16 protein-coding genes and 1 pseudogene are annotated in these 16,822 nt (G+C 70.2%); 11 read left to right on the top strand and 6 right to left on the bottom strand.

Features of this window, described 5'->3' with window-relative positions:
- Positions 1-73: 73 nt before the first annotated feature.
- Entirely contained in the window at positions 74-871 is a 798-nt protein-coding gene (locus ACWGJB_RS03855) for an SGNH/GDSL hydrolase family protein (protein WP_453378675.1), read from the bottom strand.
- 179 nt (positions 872-1,050) lie between these two features.
- On the opposite strand from ACWGJB_RS03855, the pseudogene ACWGJB_RS03850 reads away from it, so the two are divergent.
- The 6 genes and pseudogenes from ACWGJB_RS03850 to ACWGJB_RS03825 form a co-directional block, all read left to right on the top strand.
- Positions 1,051-1,194 (top strand): annotated as a pseudogene (locus ACWGJB_RS03850) (S8 family peptidase); the annotation flags it as partial.
- 164 nt (positions 1,195-1,358) lie between these two features.
- Positions 1,359-1,805, top strand: a complete 447-nt coding sequence (locus ACWGJB_RS03845) for a hypothetical protein (RefSeq protein ID WP_453378674.1) — start codon at positions 1,359-1,361, stop codon at positions 1,803-1,805.
- Between the two features lie 421 nt (positions 1,806-2,226).
- Complete coding sequence (locus ACWGJB_RS03840; protein WP_360489667.1) at positions 2,227-3,048, top strand: glycosyltransferase family 2 protein; 822 nt, start codon at positions 2,227-2,229, stop codon at positions 3,046-3,048.
- The gene (locus ACWGJB_RS03835; RefSeq protein ID WP_453378673.1) at positions 3,045-4,058 is read left to right on the top strand and encodes a glycosyltransferase family 2 protein; all 1,014 of its coding nucleotides are present in this window, start codon (positions 3,045-3,047) and stop codon (positions 4,056-4,058) included. Before ACWGJB_RS03840 ends, ACWGJB_RS03835 begins: the two co-directional genes overlap by 4 nt.
- The gene (locus ACWGJB_RS03830; RefSeq protein ID WP_453378672.1) at positions 4,051-4,851 is read left to right on the top strand and encodes a polysaccharide deacetylase family protein; all 801 of its coding nucleotides are present in this window, start codon (positions 4,051-4,053) and stop codon (positions 4,849-4,851) included. Before ACWGJB_RS03835 ends, ACWGJB_RS03830 begins: the two co-directional genes overlap by 8 nt.
- A complete protein-coding gene (locus ACWGJB_RS03825) occupies positions 4,844-8,719 on the top strand; it encodes a lipopolysaccharide biosynthesis protein (protein ID WP_453378671.1) in 3,876 nt (1,291 codons plus the stop codon). The genes ACWGJB_RS03830 and ACWGJB_RS03825 overlap by 8 nt, the downstream gene beginning before the upstream one ends.
- A gap of 24 nt (positions 8,720-8,743) precedes the next feature.
- On the opposite strand, the gene ACWGJB_RS03820 is transcribed toward ACWGJB_RS03825, so the two are convergent.
- Positions 8,744-10,168 (bottom strand): GH39 family glycosyl hydrolase, encoded by a 1,425-nt coding sequence (locus ACWGJB_RS03820; RefSeq protein WP_453378670.1) that lies wholly within the window; start codon positions 10,166-10,168, stop codon positions 8,744-8,746.
- A gap of 175 nt (positions 10,169-10,343) precedes the next feature.
- Here ACWGJB_RS03820 and ACWGJB_RS03815 point away from each other — a divergent pair, with 175 nt between their 5' ends.
- Positions 10,344-11,441, top strand: a complete 1,098-nt coding sequence (locus ACWGJB_RS03815) for a DUF5925 domain-containing protein (RefSeq protein WP_453378669.1) — start codon at positions 10,344-10,346, stop codon at positions 11,439-11,441.
- A gap of 15 nt (positions 11,442-11,456) precedes the next feature.
- Entirely contained in the window at positions 11,457-12,227 is a 771-nt protein-coding gene (locus ACWGJB_RS03810) for a DUF72 domain-containing protein (protein ID WP_453378668.1), read from the top strand.
- A gap of 90 nt (positions 12,228-12,317) precedes the next feature.
- Here the strand turns inward: ACWGJB_RS03810 and ACWGJB_RS03805 are convergent, their stop codons facing one another.
- Complete coding sequence (locus ACWGJB_RS03805; protein ID WP_360489674.1) at positions 12,318-12,686, bottom strand: GntR family transcriptional regulator; 369 nt, start codon at positions 12,684-12,686, stop codon at positions 12,318-12,320.
- 70 nt (positions 12,687-12,756) lie between these two features.
- Here ACWGJB_RS03805 and ACWGJB_RS03800 point away from each other — a divergent pair, with 70 nt between their 5' ends.
- Both ACWGJB_RS03800 and ACWGJB_RS03795 read left to right on the top strand, forming a co-directional pair.
- Positions 12,757-13,686 (top strand): GNAT family N-acetyltransferase, encoded by a 930-nt coding sequence (locus tag ACWGJB_RS03800; protein WP_453378667.1) that lies wholly within the window; start codon positions 12,757-12,759, stop codon positions 13,684-13,686.
- On the top strand, positions 13,667-14,167 hold the full coding sequence (locus ACWGJB_RS03795; RefSeq protein ID WP_453378666.1) for a DUF402 domain-containing protein: 501 nt from the start codon (positions 13,667-13,669) through the stop codon (positions 14,165-14,167). Before ACWGJB_RS03800 ends, ACWGJB_RS03795 begins: the two co-directional genes overlap by 20 nt.
- A gap of 33 nt (positions 14,168-14,200) precedes the next feature.
- Here the strand turns inward: ACWGJB_RS03795 and ACWGJB_RS03790 are convergent, their stop codons facing one another.
- On the bottom strand, positions 14,201-14,815 hold the full coding sequence (locus tag ACWGJB_RS03790) for a class I SAM-dependent methyltransferase (RefSeq protein ID WP_453378665.1): 615 nt from the start codon (positions 14,813-14,815) through the stop codon (positions 14,201-14,203).
- Positions 14,816-14,955: 140 nt separating this feature from the next.
- Between ACWGJB_RS03790 and ACWGJB_RS03785 the strand changes: the two genes are divergently transcribed.
- Positions 14,956-15,090, top strand: a complete 135-nt coding sequence (locus tag ACWGJB_RS03785; RefSeq protein ID WP_360489678.1) for a hypothetical protein — start codon at positions 14,956-14,958, stop codon at positions 15,088-15,090.
- Positions 15,091-15,111: 21 nt separating this feature from the next.
- Here the strand turns inward: ACWGJB_RS03785 and ACWGJB_RS03780 are convergent, their stop codons facing one another.
- A complete protein-coding gene (locus ACWGJB_RS03780; RefSeq protein ID WP_453378664.1) occupies positions 15,112-15,561 on the bottom strand; it encodes a GNAT family N-acetyltransferase in 450 nt (149 codons plus the stop codon).
- A gap of 365 nt (positions 15,562-15,926) precedes the next feature.
- A complete protein-coding gene (locus ACWGJB_RS03775; RefSeq protein WP_453378663.1) occupies positions 15,927-16,787 on the bottom strand; it encodes an esterase/lipase family protein in 861 nt (286 codons plus the stop codon).
- Between the last annotated feature and the right edge of the window lie 35 nt (positions 16,788-16,822).

The following is a 16,822-nucleotide window of genomic DNA, read 5'->3' as shown; positions in this document are numbered from 1 at the left end:
ACAGGCTCGTCCCGAGTACCGACAGACTCGTACTGAGTACCGAAGGCCGCGCGTCCGCGCTGAGAACCGAAGGTCAGGCGTTGCTGGTCAGGACCGGCAGATAGCCGCCGGAGTGGCCGGCCGCGGTGGGGTGGTACGACTCGCCGATGTCCAGCCAGTTGACGCTGTGCAGCCAGGAGTTGCTGGAGCAGATCTCGTGGCCGGTGAACGTGGTGCGGACGTCACCGAAGACGAAGCCGTGGTCGGCGGCGCGCTTGGCGATCGCGGCGTCGATGTAGTCGGCGGCGTTGTTGATGGCGGAGCGCTTGGTCGCGGAGAGGCCGAGGCAGGTGGTGCCCAGCTTGTAGAAGCGGGGGTAGCCGAGGACGACGACCTCGGCGTTGGGGGCCTTGGCGCTGATGGCGTCGTACACGTTGTCGAGCTTGCCGGGGAGTGTGGAGTCGACGTAGGCCTCGGCGGTGCTGATCCGGGACAGGCAGGTGCTGTCGGAGCTGAGCACACAGGTCGTCATGACGTCGGCGAAGCCGGCGTCGTTGCCGCCGATGGTGATCGAGACTAGGGCGGTCGAGGAGCTGAGCGTGCCCAGCTGACCAGCGAGCACGTCGCCCGTGGTGGCGCCCGAACAGGCCAGGAACGAGAACGAGGACGGGCTGTGGGCGGCGTTCCACAGGTACGGGTAGGCGTTCGTGCTGCGGTCACAACTGCCACTTGAGCTGATGTAGCTGCCGGCGCCGACACCGGACGAGTACGAGTCGCCGAGGGCCACGTAGCCGCCGGTCGCGGCCTGGGCTTCGGTTGCGGCCCCGGCGAGAGCGAGGCCGGTGGCGAGGAGGAGTGAAGTCACGTATGCCGTAATTCGGGAACGTCTCATGGAACCTCCCTTTAGCAGGATCTCTGCCACAACTGTCGTACCAACTACGCGTGTTGACGGGAAGTGTCCATGCCAAAACTTTTCGGGGCCTCAACCAGCCCCCACCGGACCGATCCTGTGCGTTACCGGTGCCTTTGATTGCGCGTCCACGACAGGCCTGTGACAGGTCGTCAACTCGCGCACTCCCCGCCCAGGCCGCACCCGCCACCGGCAGGGTGCTGCACGCCGGCTCCCCCACGGCCGTCAAGGGCAGCTACATCGGCACTCTCAAGAACGGCGCCGGCTTCAAGGCCTCCTCGACCGAGGGCAAGGGCCTGATCAAGTGTCGTAATCGATCAGCGACAGGGGCCCAAAACGAGCGACTTGTTCCCCGGAGGCAACCCGCGCCTCCGGGGAACGGTCATGTCCGGAGACCCGCTTGACGCCCCCCGTTTTCCTGCGCGACATTGAAGTCCGGCATCCGACGCCTTGGGGGGCAAAGTCGGCCATGCAGGCCATACGGTTCAAGACACCATCGCCAGAGGGCGACGAACGGGCGCGGCCAGGACCGGGGAGGGACCTGGGACCGCTGCTCGCGGGCGCCGCGACCGCCGTCGCCGGGACCGGCGCGCTGCTCGCACTGACCGATTCGGGCTCATCACTGCGCGGCCCGTTCACGCTGTTCTTCCTGTTCGCCGCGCCTGCCGGGGCGATCGGTCTGACGCTGCGCGGACTCGATCCGTTCGCCCGGACGCTCACCGCGCTGGCGGGCGCCGTCGCCCTGGACATGCTGATCGCACAGGGCATGCTCGCCACGCACCGCTGGTCCTGGCGCGGCGGAGTCGTCGCCGTGACCGCGATCAGCGTTCTCCTGCTTCTGCTGGTACGACTGCGACCGGTGGAACGAATTCTCAAACGGATGTCCCGACGGACCGGGAAAATCCGTTCGAGTTAAGGAACAAGGCCGGCCAAATTTACGTAACGGCCAAACCAACAAAGACGTGAGGCGCACTTCCAGGCCTTGCCATACTGGTCCAATCATCAATACCGTCGTACATCTCACCCGCATCGGATCGTCATCAAGCGGCACCAGGGGAGGGCTCAAGGACCGCGATGTTCCGGAGCGGGGCGCGGTAGGGGGGTGCCGTGCTCGGTGACCGCAATGACCACTGTCATTTCGAGTGTGACCACTGTTGTTTCCGAGTCGTGCCGCGCGACCGGCTGCCGTTTTCCGGCAGACCGGTTAGCTTTGCCAGCTCACCTGCGGATACGGAGATCAGTTTTCCGTGCCACGGGTGATAACCCCCCTTTCGAACCGGACACAGAAGCGGGCCGCCCAGGGGCGGGTGGTCCACCGGACGAGAGGGACAAGACTCTTGAGTTCTGTTCTGCGCCAGCCTGCCTCGGACCAAGATCCGTTAATGGCTGCCGAATACCGACCGATCTCCTCGCACCTGGCGATCACACCGCCGGTGAGCGTGGTGATCCCCGCCATGAATGAGGCGGAGAATCTTCCCTACGTCTTCAAGACACTTCCCGGCTGGATACACGAAGTGGTCCTTGTGGACGGCAATTCCACCGACAACACCGTGGAAGTCGCGCGGGAGTTGTGGCCCGACGTGAAAGTCGTCGAACAGAGTGGCAAGGGCAAGGGGGACGCCCTGATCACCGGGTTCGAGGCATGCACCGGCGACATCATCGTCATGGTGGACGCGGACGGCTCGGCCGACGGCCACGAGATCGTGTCGTACGTCTCCGCCCTGGTCTCGGGCGCCGACTTCGCCAAGGGTTCGCGCTTCGCCAACGGCGGCGGCACGGACGACATGACCTTCATCCGCAAGCTCGGCAACTGGGCGCTGTGTACGATCGTCAACCGCAAGTTCGGTGCCCGCTACACCGACCTCTGCTACGGATACAACGCCTTCTGGCGGCACTGCCTCGACAAGATCGACCTCGACTGCACCGGCTTCGAGATCGAGACCCTGATCAACGTCCGGGTGGTCAAGGCGGGCCTGAAGGTGCAGGAGATACCCAGCTACGAGTACCTCCGCATCCACGGCACCAGTAATCTGCGCGCCGTGCGGGACGGGTTCCGGGTCCTCAAGGTGATCCTCGGGGAGCGCTCCAACCGGCGTGCGCTGCGCCGGCAGGTCCGGCACTCCCCGATGCTCAGCACGGGCCAGGGAGAGTCGTCTTGAGCGATCCCGACATCTCCGTCGTGATCTGCGTGTACACCGAGGACCGCTGGGAGGACATCCTCGCGGCGGTCTCCTCGGTGCGCGCCCAGTCGTATCCGGCGCTGGAGACCCTGCTGGTCGTCGACCACAACCCGGCGCTCCTGGAACGGCTCACGAAGGAGCACAAGGAGGCCACGGACGTCCGGGTGCTCGCCAACGCGGGCCCCCGCGGCCTGTCCGCGGGCCGCAACACCGGTATCGCCTGCTCCTACGGTGAGGTGATCGCCTTCCTCGACGACGACGCCGTGGCCGAACGGGACTGGCTGCGCCGCTTCGCCGAGGGCTATGCCGACCCGAAGGTGATGGCGGTCGGCGGCCGGACCATGCCCGTGTGGGCCTCGGGCCGTCGCCCGGACTGGTTCCCCGAGGAGTTCGACTGGGTGGTCGGCTGCACCTACCGGGGGCTGCCCCCGGGCCGGGTCCGGGTCCGCAACGTCCTCGGCGGAAACGCTTCTTTCCGGCGTACCGCGTTCGACGCGGCGGGCGGCTTCGCCACCGGCATCGGACGGGACGGCGACAAGCGCCCGCTCGGCTGCGAGGAGACCGAGCTGTGCATCCGGCTCACCCGGGCCCGCCCGGACGCGGTGCTGCTCATCGACGATCGCGCGGTGATCCACCACCGGGTGCCGCAGGCTCGTGAGCACTTCGGCTACTTCCGCACCCGCGCCTACGCCGAGGGCCTCTCCAAGGCCCTGGTCGCCCGGAGCGTGGGCGCCGGCAAGGGACTCGAGTCCGAACGCCGGTACACCACGCGTGTGCTGCCCGCGGGGGTCGCTCGTGGCCTGCGGGACGCACTCCTGGCCCGGCCGGGGGGCGCCGGCCGGGCCGGGGCGATCGTCACCGGGGTACTGACGGCGGCGGGCGGCTACGTGGTGGGAAGCGTGCGGGCGCGGCGGGGCGGGGCGACCTTCACCGTCGCCGGGATCGAGGGGCATCTCATGGCCGGAACGGAGGGGGGACCTCATGACTGAGGCACCGGTGCCGATCCTCATGTACCACTCGGTCGCGACCGCGCCGAACGAGGCCACCCGCGCGCTGTCGGTGGCACCGGAGGCGTTCGCCGAGCAGATGGCACTCATCGGCGACCTGGGCCTGACCCCCGTCACCACGGCCGGCCTGGCCGTGGGTTGGCGCACGGGCGGCCCGCTCCCGAGCCGGCCCGTCCTGATCACCTTCGACGACGGCTACGAGGGCGTGCACCGGCACGCCCTCCCGGTCCTCGCCAAGCACGGTTTCGCGTCCACCCTGTTCGTCTCGACGGGCTGGATCAGGGGCGCGTACGACACCGGAGGCGGCCTGGACGCCATGCTCGACTGGGACCAGGTGCGCGATCTCGCGGACGCCGGCTGCGAGATCGGCGGGCACAGCCACACCCATCCGCAGCTCGACCAGCTGGCCGACGAACGGCTGCGCGAGGAGCTCGTGCGGTGCCGGGAGATCGTCGCCGAGCAACTGGGCACCGAACCGGCCTCGTTCGCCTACCCGTACGGCTACTCCAGCGCCCGGGTCCGGCAGGCCGTGCGGGACACCGGGTACGCCCAGGCGCTCGCCGTCGAGAACGGCCTCGCCCGCCGCCGCCAGGGTCCGTACGCGCTGCATCGCGTCACCGTACGCCGCAGCACGGACGCCGCGGAGTTCGCACAGCTGCTCGAAGGCCGTGCGATCGCCCGCAACTTCGCCAAGGACCGTGCCCTCACCAAGGGGTACGCCGTTCTCCGCAGAGCCCGCCAGCTCCGCCGGAAGGCCATCCGTTCCCGTGTCTGACACGACGACCACCACAACCGAGGCCGCGACCAACGACACCGCGGCGCCCGAGCAGTCGGGGCGCCGCCTTCGGCTGCCCGGCAGAGGCAGCTCGTCCGGCGGCAGCCCGCTCTTCCGGAACGCCTACGCGCTGATGCTCAACACCGGCATCTCCGCCGTGCTGGGCCTGGGCTTCTGGCTGGCGGCGGCCCGCTACTACTCCGAGTCGGCGGTCGGCCAGGGCTCCGCCGCGATCGCCGCGATGAAGCTCCTCGCGGGCCTGACCGCGGTGACCCTGACCGGTGCCCTGGCCCGCTTCATCCCGGTGGCGGGCAAAGCCACCGGACGGCTCATCTTCCGTACCTACGCGGGCAGTTCGCTGATCGTGGCGCTGGCCGCCGGGCTCTTCCTGATGACCCTCGGGATGTGGGGGCCGTCGTACCGCTTCCTGCACGGGCCGCTCCCCGGGCTGGGGTTCGTCGTCGCGGTCGTCGCCTGGAACCTGCTCACGCTCCAGGACGGCGTGCTGACCGGGCTGCGCAACGCGCCCTGGGTGCCGGTGGGCAACACCGTGTTCTCGGCGGTCAAGCTGGGTCTGCTGGTCGCCTTCTCGGTGGCCGTCCCGATGGCCGGTGTGTTCGTCTCCTGGGTCGCGGCGATCGCCACCTCGGTGGTGCCGCTGGGCTGGCTGGTGTTCCGGCGCCTGGTGCCCCGGCACGTCAAGGCGACCGAGGAACACGCCAGGCCGCCCGCGCTGAAGGAGATCGGCAGGTTCCTGGCCGGCGACTACACCGGTTCGCTGTTCTCCCTCGCCGTGGTCTACCTGGTCCCGGTGATCATCGCCTCGCAGGTCAGCTCCGAGGACAACGCGTACTTCTACATCACCACCACCATCGGCGGCACCATCAACCTGCTCGCCATCAACATGGGCGCCTCGCTCACCGTCGAGGGCTCGCACGACCCGGCCCGGCTGGCCGCCAACACCCGGGCCGCGCTGAAGCGGATGGCCCGGATCATGATCCCCATCTGCTCGCTGCTGTTCTTCGGGGCGCCCTGGATCCTCGGTGTGTTCGGCGCGGGCTACGCGGACGCGGCGACCCCGCTGCTGCGCTGGTTCGCGGTCGGCGCGCTGCTCAGGGTCGTGATGGAGACGTACTTCGCGGTACTGCGCGCCCAGAGCCGCACCGCCGGACTGGCCTGGCTGCAGGGCCTGTTGTGCGTGCTGGTGCTCGGGCTGACCCTGCTGCTGCTGCCCCGGATGGGGCTGACCGGCGCGGGTGTGGCCGAGATCTCCAGCCTCGCGGTGATCGTGACGATCGCGGCGCCCAAGCTGTGGCGGACGCTCCGGGCGGCTCCGGCCGACGTCCCGGAGGACGCGGCACCGGACGGGGACCTCGCCGACCTGGGGGCGCTTCCCCCCGCTCGGCTTCGCTCGCGCGGGGGGACCCCCATGGCCCCGGCCACCACCGCGGCACCGCGCCGGCGGGGCCCGGCCTGGGCGCTGGACACCGACACCCTCGCCCTCGGCATCCATGTGGACTTCGACCATGTGGAGCGCCGCCCGGACGTCCGTCCGGGTCCGGGAACCCCGCCCTCGGGCACGCCCGTCGTCCAGCCGGACGACCGGGCGACCTGGGCACTGCGGCCACCGCGGAACCTCGGGCTGCCGGTCGAGACGGGGGTCCCCCCGGTCGAGCGAAGCCGAGACTGGGGGAGGGAGCCGGGCTCGGAGGCCTCCCTCGGGCCGGCCGAGTCATCGCTGCCGAAGGAGGCGGCGGTCGACACGCCGTTCGGAGAGGCGGTCGTACCGGAGGAACGGGAAGAGGTACCGGCCGAACCTCCGGCGGAGCCCGCGCTGTCGCTGCGGGAGCGGCTGATCCCGACCCGCCAGGGAGTCGTCCTCGGCTGTCTTCTGGTCGCCGCCCTCCTGCTCTACTGGGTGCCGGCCGCCCGGCTCGACGACGCCGACCTGGACCGGATGGGCGGGCTCGGGCTGATCTCGGTGCTGCCGCTGCCGACGCTGGTCGGGGCGGCGCTGCTGGTCACGGTGTTCGCCGCACTGCTGTGGCTGCGCCGCGAGCACAAGGCGCTGCTCCTGGTCACCCTGCTGGCGACGGTCGTGTCGCTGCACGCGCTGCCCGCCGTGATCGAGACGGAACCGCGGTTCCCGACCGCCTGGCAGCACCTCGGGTTCATCGACTACATCGACCGCACCGGGTCGGCCGTCCCCGACCTGGACGCCCGCTGGAGTTGGCCGGGCTTCTTCGCGGCGGCGGCCTTCATCGGCCGGGCCTGCGGGGTCACGGACTTCACCGAGGTCATCCGCTGGTGGCCGACGTTCGTCCAACTCGCCTATCTGGCACCGATGTTCCTGCTCGTACGGTCGCTGCGGGCGAGCTGGCGGGCGAAGTGGACCGGCATCTGGATCTTCGTGCTGTGCGGCTGGGTCGGCCAGGACTACTTCTCCCCGCAGGGCTTCACATACCTCCTCTACCTGATGTTCGTGGCGATCCTGCTCGTCTGGTTCCGCGCCCCGCATGTCGTCTGGACGAGGTTCCGCCCGGGCGAGGCCGAGGTCGAGCCGACCGACCGCCGCCAGCAGGCGGTCATGCTCATCGTGTTGATCGGCCTGTACGCGGCGACCGTCCCGGCACACCAGCTGACCCCGTTCGTGATGCTGGGCGTGCTGGCGGCCCTGGTCCTGATCGGCAGGTCCGAACTGCGCGGTCTGCCGATCCTGTTCGGGGTGGTCGCGGCCGTCTGGCTGGGCTTCATGGCCGAGCCGTACTGGTCGGGGCACTTCAACGAGCTGTTCGGCGGGGTCGGCGGGGTCGGCAGCAATGTCTCGACCTCGGTCTCCGGCCGTATCCAGGGCGGCAGTTCGACCCACAAGCTGGTCCTGTACGTCCGGGTCCTGCTGGCCGGCAGCATGATGGCCTTCGCCGTCTGGGGCTGGTGGCGCCGCCGCTTCCACAAGTACCGCGAGCGGTCCCTGCTGGTCCTGACCTTCGTCCCGTTCCTGGGCTTCGGCATGCAGTCGTACGGCGGCGAGATGGCCCTGCGGGTCTTCATGTTCGCCCTGCCGGGCGCAGCCCTGCTGGCAGCTCTCGCCCTGTTCCCGCGCACCGGTGCCACGGCTAAGGAGCGCGAGAAGGACCGGGTCAGCCTGGCCCCGGTGGCCGCGCTGATGGCAGGTCTGCTGCTCATGGGCGGCTTCCTGGTGGCCCGTTGGGGCAACGAGTCCTTCGAGCGGGTCCGGCCCGGCGAGGTCGCCGCGATGGACTATGTCTACGCCCATGACAAGCCGACCGTACGGCTGCTGTGGCTGAGCAACGACACGGTCAACGACGTGACCCCGGCGATTCCGTGGGGCGCGAAGGACATGGAACGGGTCGACTACGTGCCGACACTGGCGCCGACCGACCCGGTGCTGGTGTCGAGCCTGGTCAAGGCACTCAAGGACGCCGGCCCGAACTCGTATCTGGTGATCAACAGGAGTCAGGTCGTCTATCTCCAGATGGACGCCGGATACTCGGCGGCCTGGGAGAACCGGCTGATCCAGAACCTGGACGACCGACAGGATCTGACGAAGGCCCTGGTCAACGACGACGTGACCATGTACACGCTGCGCACGCAGCCCGCGGGTGCGGTGGAGAAACCTGATCCGGGGCCGATCGGGCCGCGGATCACCTGGACACCGTGGTCGGTGGTCGGTGCTCTCGCCGCCGTGGCCCTGATCCTGCTGCTGACGGCACGCGAGGTGGTCCGGGTCGCGGTCCGGCCCGGGGTACGTCAGCTGCGGTGGCTGCAGGGCAGCTTCTGGTTCTCGCTGCCCCTGCTCGCGATGGTGCTGGCATCACTGGCGCAGCGGTTCCTGACGCTCAAGTAGGAGGGACAAAGTGGCTCATCCGGCTCACCGGGTGAGCCACTTCACCTCGTACCCCTTCAGGTCGAACCGCTTCCCGTCCACCTGCGCGCTGATCGTCCGGCCGAGGGTGTTCACGACGAGCACGGTCCTGTCGTCGGCGAGGACACGCACGTTGGGGGCATCGTCCTCGGCGACGGAGACCGTCTCGTACCGGGTCCCCGGCGGGAACGCCTTCCCGAACCTCGACACCAGGTCGTACATGGGGAGTTGGCGTCCCCCGTCGGCGCTGTCGGTGGTGGTCCACAGACAGCCGGCGCAGTCGCCGCCCTTCTCGTCCTCCGGGTTCCAGTAGAAGCCGGAGCCGGCGCCGCCCTTCACCATGGCGATCATGCCGGTGGCCTGGACGGCGACCCGGTGCGGTTCGGTCCAGCCGTCGCGTTCGTCGCTGCCGTCGGCGGGCTCGACGTAGTACTCGGCCCACCACAGCGGCAGGTCGTGCGTCTGCTTGCGCACCCACTCGCTGACGTACGTCAGCTTGTCCGTGGCCGCGAACTCGTCCGGCAGCAGGTCGTCGTCGTTGGTGTAGCTGGACCCGTCGACGACCACGAAGTCGGCGCCCGCCTTGTGGGTGTTCCAGTAGTCGAAGGCGTCGATCACCCGCTGGTCCATGACGCCCCAGGGACCCTTGAGGGTGGGTGAGGCGTTCTCGGTCTGGCGCGGGTCGAAGCTGTCCATGACGAGGTACGGCCCGCCGACCATGATGTCCTTGTTCACGGCCTTCAACGCCTTGTATACGAGGTTGTACAGCTCGGTGTAGCCCTCGTAGTCCCAGCGGGCCTTGTCGTTGTTCCAGAAGCCCTTGAACTCGTTCCAGACGATGAAGTGCCGTACGTCCGGATAGCGCCTGGCGACGGTCGCGGCGAGGTTCGCGTAGTCCTGGTAGTGGTCGGGGGTGGGGGCGGTCTCCAGGGCGGCCTGGCTCCAGTCGGTGTTGTTCACACCGGCCCTGCCGCCCTTCATCCAGTCCGGCGAGCAGCACAGGGTGATCACCGGGGTGCCGCCCGACCCGCGCATGAAGTCGACCCGGCGGTCCAGGGCGCCGAAGTCGTAACGCCCCTTCACCGGCTCGGGGTTGTCGGCGCCCCAGCCCATGATCGCCTGGTCCTGGGGCAGCCCGCCGTCCTGGGCCAGCAGGTTCTCGACCCGGTCGGTGGCGGTGGTGCTGCCCTCGTCCGCGCTGTACTGCGTGTGGGTGAAGCCCCAGCCCACATACGGCTGGGCCGCGTCGGGCGGGGTGGCCGGGCTGCCGTGCACCTTGTCGCCGTCGCGGGTCGTGCCCGCGGTGCCGCCGCCTCCCCCGGGCAGGGTGTTGATCAGTGTCACGATCAGGGCGAGTGCGGCCACCCCCACACCGAGCAGGGCGGTGAGCCGCCACCGCCGAGCCCCCGAATTCCACTCATGACGTCCCATCAAGGACAACAGTAGTGGCGGAAATCGCCCCCGGGGCAGGTATCGGCGATCGACAGCCGTGCGACAGGACCAGGGGGACACTCCGGATACTCCGGAAGCTCGGCGCACATCCGACACTCTCCGCCCACTTCGGAAAACGGGTGCACGGCGGGCCCCGGTGTCGGATCATGGCGGCATGTCTGCCAAGCCGCACGAGACGCTGCCGATCCGGCTCAACGTCGACGACTCCGACTCACCGTCCGACGTCGTCGACGCGCTGTTCCTCGGCCGCTTCGCGACGGGCGAGCAGCCGTACTCGCACGCGGTCAACATCGACCGGGTGCGCACCGGGGCGACCCTGCTGCCGAAGGAGGCGCGGGTGCTGCGGGTGGCCCGCGACGACGACCGCAGCGCCACGCTCGCGGAGGGCGACGGCTGGACGCTGCTGGTCTCCCGCTGGAACCGGGGCGCGGACGTCACGGTCACCGCGACCACCGCCGAGCTGGCCGCGAAGGTGCTGAACGAGGCGACGGACGGCGCGGCGGACGAGCCGGAGCCCCAGCCGGACAACGTGACCATGGGGTTCTGGTACGTCTCCCCCCGGCGCGGCCCGCACCGCACCACCCGGCAGATCTCAGCCGGCACCTGGGACGAGGTACGCGCCAACTACACGGCACCGGTGGCGGACGCGATGGACCGCCTGATGAAGACGACACCCGAGGACATCGCCGGACGTCTCCTGCTGCTGCACGGCCCGCCGGGCACCGGCAAGACCTCCGCCCTGCGTACGCTCGCCCGCTCCTGGCGGGACTGGTGCCAGGTGGACTGCGTCCTCGACCCCGAGCGGCTCTTCTCCGACGTCGGCTATCTGATGGACATCGCGATCGGCGAGGAGGACGGCGCCGGCAAGGGCCGCTGGCGGCTGCTCCTGCTGGAGGACTGCGACGAGCTGATCCGCGGCGAGGCCAAGCACACCGCGGGCCAGGCGCTGTCGAGGCTGCTGAACCTCACCGACGGGCTGCTCGGCCAGGGCCGCAACGTCCTGGTCGGTGTCACCACCAACGAGGACCTGGAGCGCCTGCACCCCGCCGTGGTCCGCCCCGGCCGCTGCCTCGCCCGTATCGAGGTGGGTGCGCTGACCCGCCCCGAGGCGGTGAACTGGCTCGGCACGGAAGAGGGCGTGGGCCGCGAGGGAGCGACCCTGGCGGAGCTGTACGCACTGCGCCGGGGCACGGCGGCACCGACCTCGGTACCGGGCGCACGGGAGGACGCGGACGCGGGGCTGTACCTGTAGTGCTTTGATGGGGGTATGCCCCTGTTCATCGGGACCTCGGGCTGGCAGTACAAGGACTGGCGGGACGTCCTGTACCCGGCTGACGTGCCCGTGCGGCGGTGGCTGGAGGAGTACGCGGCACACTTCACGACCGTCGAGCTGAACAACGCGTTCTACCGCCTGCCGAGCCGCGAGAACTTCGCGTCCTGGCGGGACCGGGTCCCCGCGGACTTCGTGATCGCGGTGAAGGCCAGCCGCTATCTCACGCACATCAGACGCCTGAAGGATCCCGGGGAGCCGGTCGACCGCCTGATGACCCACGCGGCGGGTCTGGGCGACCGGCTGGGCCCGGTCCTGCTCCAGCTCCCACCGACCCTCAAGGCCGACCCGGCCCTGCTGGACGCCTGCCTGGCGTGCTTCCCGCGCGACACGAGGGTGGCGGTGGAACCCCGCCACGACTCCTGGTGGACGCGGGAGACCCGCGAGGTCCTGGAATCCCGGGGCGCGGCCCTGTGCTGGTCCGACATCCGGGCCCACCCCATGACCCCGCTCTGGCGCACCACCGGCTGGGCCTACGTCCGCTTCCACGAGGGCCTGGCCACCCCCTGGCCCCGCTACGGCCGCCGCGCCCTGGAGACCTGGGCCGACCGCATCGCCACGGCGTACCCCGAGAAGGCCGACGTCTACACGTATTTCAACAACGACCCGGGCGGAGCGGCGGTGCGGGACGCGGCGGCGTTCGCGAGGGTCGCGGAGAGGGCGGGGTTGTCGGTGACACGAACACCGCAGCCGAGCACCAGCGGTTGACGCCTGAAGTCATTCCCGCCGCAACGGCGATCAGCCGCCACGGCGCCTCTCGGCGGTGCCGAGCCCTGCCCGGCCGAAGCCCGAAAACCCCTACCCCCCATAAGCCGCCCGCAGGGCGTCACGCACCGCGGCCAGCGCCTCCTTCTCGCCCAACCCCAGCCGGCGTACCCGCTCCACGTACGCCTGTGCGGCCGACGACGCCTCACGCTCGGCGGCCGACCCGGCGGCGGCGACGAACGTGCCGTTACGGCCCCGCGTCTCGATCACCCCGTCCGTCTCCAGCGCCCGGTACGCCTTGGCCACCGTGTTCACCGCCAGCCCCAGCGACTCGGCCAGCCCCCGCACCGTCGGCAGCCGGTATCCGACCGGCAGCACCCCGCCCCGCGCCTGCTCGGAAATCTGCGCCCTTACCTGCTCGTACGGCGGCGCGCTGTCATCGATGTGGATCTTCAGAGTCACGGCCCGATTCTCCCGTATCCGCCGGAAAATGAGAGGCACCCCGCATTCGCCCCCGCATAGCGTGCGCCCCATGACAGTGATCGTGCGCGATCTGCGCCCCGATGTCCGGTCGGACGCCGTAGGCTTCGCCCGGGTCCGGCAGCTCACCCTCCCCTACCTGCTGTCCACCCCGGAGTCCCTGGTCCACGACCTGACGCACACCCATCCCGACGCCCGCTTCCGCCAGCTGGTCGCGGAGGAGGACGGCGAGATCATCGGCACGGCACAGGTCGGCCTCGCCCACGAGAGCACCGAGCCGGGCCAGGGCTTCGCCAACGTGTACGTACACCCGGAGCGCACCGGCCGAGGCGCCGGCGCCCTCCTCGTCCGTACGGCGGAGGCACACCTGTCGGACGCCGGTGCGACCACCTCGTACGCCTGGGTCCTGGATGCCCCGGCCCACCGCGCCTTCGCCGAGCGCCGCGGTTACACGGCCAGCCGCTCCGCCCATTTCCTCCGACTCGACCTCGCGCACGGCACGCTCCCCCCGCTCCGGACTCCCCCGCCCGGCGTCGAACTCCGCTCCGCCGCCGACTTCGCCGACGACCCGCGTCCGCTCTTCGCCCTGGACGCGGAGACGACGCTGGACGAACCGAGCGACATCGACACCGAGTTCGCCGACTACGAAGCCTGGCTGGACGGGACCTGGCGGCATCCCCTGTTCAGCCGGGAGCTGACCTCGGTCGTCCTGGTCGACGGCCGCCCCGCGGCGTTCAGCGCGGCGCGCACCGACGGCGGCACCCGGTACGGCACCGTCATGACCGGCACGGCCCGAGCCTTCCGCGGCCGGGGCCTGGCCAAGCTCGCCAAGAACGACTCCTTGCACCGCGCCCGCGCCGCCGGCTGCACGGAGGCGTTCACGGGCAACGACAGCGGCAACGGCCCGATGCTGGCGATCAACAAGTGGTTCGGGTACGACATCTGCGCGACGGAGGTCAGGTATGTCCGCGAACTCGGCTGAGCCGCCGGCCACGGTGGACGTCGTCCTGGTCAAGGCGGGCCGGACAAAGATCCGTTACCCCGCCGAGCTGCTGCACGACGACGGCACCCGGATCGCCGTACGTGCGCCGTGGGCCGGTGACACGTCCCGCGACTTCGGCTTCGTCCGTTTCGAACAGGGCGATGTCTTCACCGAGTTCTACTGGCGCGACCGCTGGTACGCGGTCAAGGAGGTCCGCGCTGCCGACGGCACGCTGAAGGGCTGGTACTGCGACATCACCCGCCCGGCGACGCTCACCGGCGGTGAACTGGTCGTCGAGGACCTCGACCTGGACCTGTGGCGGTCCGCCGACGGCACGGACGTACGCCGGCTGGACGAGGACGAGTTCGCCGAGAGCGGGCTGGCGGACCGGGACCCGGCCGCCGCCACGGCCGCCGTGACGGCACTCGACACGCTGGAGGCCCTGGCCCGCGAGGGCGGTTTCGACGCCCTGCTGTCCTGACGCACCCTTCAGGCTGACGCTCCCTTGTGGCCGTCACACCGTCGCCACCACCGCGTACCGCTCGTCGCTCACCGCCTTGCCCCACAGCACCGCCTGCGCCGACAGCCGCTCCACGCGCATGTCCGCGGCGAGCGGCGCCAGGAGGGCGGTGAGCCGCTCGGCGGGTATGCCGACCGGGGCCACGGTCCCCCCCACCCCCTCCACCAGCACGAACCGCCCTCCGGGACGCAGCAGGCCGCGCCAGTGCCGCAGCACCCGCGCGGGGTCGGGCAGCGCCCACAGCACATGCCGTACGAGCACGGTGTCGAAGAGCCGCTCGCCCACCGGTGGTGCCGTCGCGTCGCCGAGCAGGAACACCGCGTCACGGCCGGCGAGCTTGGCGCGGGCCCGCTCCACCATCGCCGCCGAGCTGTCGACCCCGGTGACGTGATGGCCCTGCTCGGCGGCGAGGAGGGCCAGGCTGCCGGTGCCGCAGCCGAGGTCCAGGAGGTCGGCGGGGCGTCCGGGCAGCCAGGTCCAAAGCCGCTCCGCCCAGGCCGCGCGCACCTCGGGCGGCCCCAGCCCATGATCCGGCTCGGCGTCGAAGGTGGCGGCCTGTGCATCCCAGTCGACACTCACCGCAACTGTCCGATCACTCTCGTTCGTCATGCCCCCAGCGTGACACCCACCACTGACACTCGGTCCGTGTGACAGCGACCACTGACAGACCGGCACCGATGAGGAACTCTCACCGAAAGGGTCTACCTCCGTGACACCACGGAACTCGGTAGGCACTGAAGGAGGCAGCCATGCGCCGCGCAACCGTGCAGAAGCCCCTGAAGAAGACGGACCGCCGCCGGATCCGCGAGGAGGCCGACGAGCGCCCCGCCGGACGCCCGGAGGTGCGGAAGGACATCGCACGCACCTGGTGGCCGGACGGCTGACCGCGCCCGTCCCCGCCCCCTTCAGCCCAGCCGCTTGCGGTAGTGGACGCGGTCGTACGGCCCGTCCACGCGCCGTCCCACGACTTCGTAGCCGTATCTCGGGTAGAGCTCCTGGTTCTCCCACATCAGCGCGTTGGTGTAGAGCCTGACCTCGGACAGGCCGAGTGCACGCGCGCGTGCGTCCACGAACTCCAGCAGTCGCCGTCCCACCCCCTGGCCACGCGCGTCGGGGTGGACGGCGATGCTGTCGAGGAACAGATGGTCCTCGTGGACCTCGATGACGACGAGCCCGATCACCGGCTCCCCGACGACGAACACCCTGCCCGCGGCCACATTCGCCGTGTGGTCCGCCTCCATGGGCTGCGGCACCACCCCTATGCGTGCGATGTAGTGGTGGTACGCCATGTCTGTCACGGCCTTCACGGCCGGTACGTCGGCGGCCCGGGCGGGCCGGATCTCGTCGTTCGTCATGGCGGGAACGCTAGCTTCCTCAGCGCAGCCTGAGCACTCCCTTAAGACGACCATAAGGATCTCCTTCGCCCCCTCCCAGCAGGCGATTTCACGGTTTCCTGGGGCTAGCTTCCTGATCGCCCCCCACGGGATCCAGCCCGGCCGGATCCGGCCCGCGGGATCCAGCCCGGCGGGACCGAGCCCGCCTCGAGGACCGTTCCGAGGAGTTCCCGCATGTTCGCAGCACGCCGTAGGGCCGCCGTCGCCGGCGCGCTCTCCCTGTCCGTACGGCGGCGGGCGCACCGGCGCTGATCCCTCATGACTCCGGGGCCTGACCGGCGGCTCAGGCCGGACAGGCCCCGGCGGCGTTCGGTTGGGCGGGCCGCTCAGCTGAACGCCGACGCGCAGCTGGTGGCGGTGGCGTGTGCCGGGTCGAGCGCGTTGGCCACCTCGTGGAAGGCGATCCGGTCGAAGAGCCCGATCGCCACGTGCTCGGAGAGGTCGAGCGAGCACAGGTTCTGGAGCAGCACGTTGTGGACGTCGGAGCCGCTCAGGTACTGGCTCTGCCAGGGGGTGGCCACTTCGTCGTACTTGGTGGCGATGACCGTGTAGTGCACGCCGGGGACGGTGTCGCCGCCCGCGTTGAGCTTGGCGAGGAAGGCGGAGTCGGGGATCTGGTCGGCGAGTCCGGGGGTGGTGGCCTTGATCAGGTCCGCGGCGCCGGGGAAGTACGGCAGCAGGTTGGTGAGGCCGCTGATGGTGGCGCCGTGGTTGTCGGGGGCGAGGCCGACGAGGGCGTTCACCTTGGCGGCTCCGCCGAGGAACCTGAGGTAGTAGCGGGGCATCATGCCGCCCTGGGAGTGGCCGACGAGGTCGGCCTTGGCGGCACCGGTCGCGCTCAGCACCTTGTCGACGTAGGCGGAGAGTTGCTCTGCCGACTTGTCGATGGGACCGAGGCCGTAGAAGAGCGGGACGCCGGACAGCTGGCCGTAGTCGAGGGAGAAGACGCAGTAGCCGCGGTCCTCCAGGTACGGGGCGAGGGAGAGCCAGTTGTCGACGGAGTTGCCCAGCGTGCCGTGGACCAGGATCACGGGGCGGGGGTGGGCGGCGGAAGGGCGGCAGGAGTAGTCGTTCCAGCCGCTGCTGGGGGCGCTCGACGCGTGGGCGGTGGCGGCGGGGACGGTGGCGACGGCGGCGGCGAAGAGCAGTGCGGTCAGGGGTCTGAGCACTCGTTTCCAGGGCAGCATCGTGTGATCTCCTTGCGGCTCAAGGGAGTTGCGAC

This window comes from Streptomyces sp. NPDC054813 (assembly GCF_053611365.1).
This window is presented reverse-complemented; position numbering and strand designations above follow the sequence as displayed.

Coding starts and splice junctions, on each gene's coding strand:
- ACWGJB_RS03810 (WP_453378668.1), top strand. CDS start 11,457: ATGCCCCTGTTCATCGGGACCTCGGGCTGGCAGTACAAGGACTGGCGG.
- ACWGJB_RS03775 (WP_453378663.1), bottom strand. CDS start 16,787: ATGCTGCCCTGGAAACGAGTGCTCAGACCCCTGACCGCACTGCTCTTC.
- ACWGJB_RS03800 (WP_453378667.1), top strand. CDS start 12,757: ATGACAGTGATCGTGCGCGATCTGCGCCCCGATGTCCGGTCGGACGCC.
- ACWGJB_RS03820 (WP_453378670.1), bottom strand. CDS start 10,168: ATGGGACGTCATGAGTGGAATTCGGGGGCTCGGCGGTGGCGGCTCACC.
- ACWGJB_RS03790 (WP_453378665.1), bottom strand. CDS start 14,815: ATGACGAACGAGAGTGATCGGACAGTTGCGGTGAGTGTCGACTGGGAT.
- ACWGJB_RS03815 (WP_453378669.1), top strand. CDS start 10,344: ATGTCTGCCAAGCCGCACGAGACGCTGCCGATCCGGCTCAACGTCGAC.
- ACWGJB_RS03830 (WP_453378672.1), top strand. CDS start 4,051: ATGACTGAGGCACCGGTGCCGATCCTCATGTACCACTCGGTCGCGACC.
- ACWGJB_RS03855 (WP_453378675.1), bottom strand. CDS start 871: ATGAGACGTTCCCGAATTACGGCATACGTGACTTCACTCCTCCTCGCC.
- ACWGJB_RS03845 (WP_453378674.1), top strand. CDS start 1,359: ATGCAGGCCATACGGTTCAAGACACCATCGCCAGAGGGCGACGAACGG.
- ACWGJB_RS03780 (WP_453378664.1), bottom strand. CDS start 15,561: ATGACGAACGACGAGATCCGGCCCGCCCGGGCCGCCGACGTACCGGCC.
- ACWGJB_RS03795 (WP_453378666.1), top strand. CDS start 13,667: ATGTCCGCGAACTCGGCTGAGCCGCCGGCCACGGTGGACGTCGTCCTG.
- ACWGJB_RS03785 (WP_360489678.1), top strand. CDS start 14,956: ATGCGCCGCGCAACCGTGCAGAAGCCCCTGAAGAAGACGGACCGCCGC.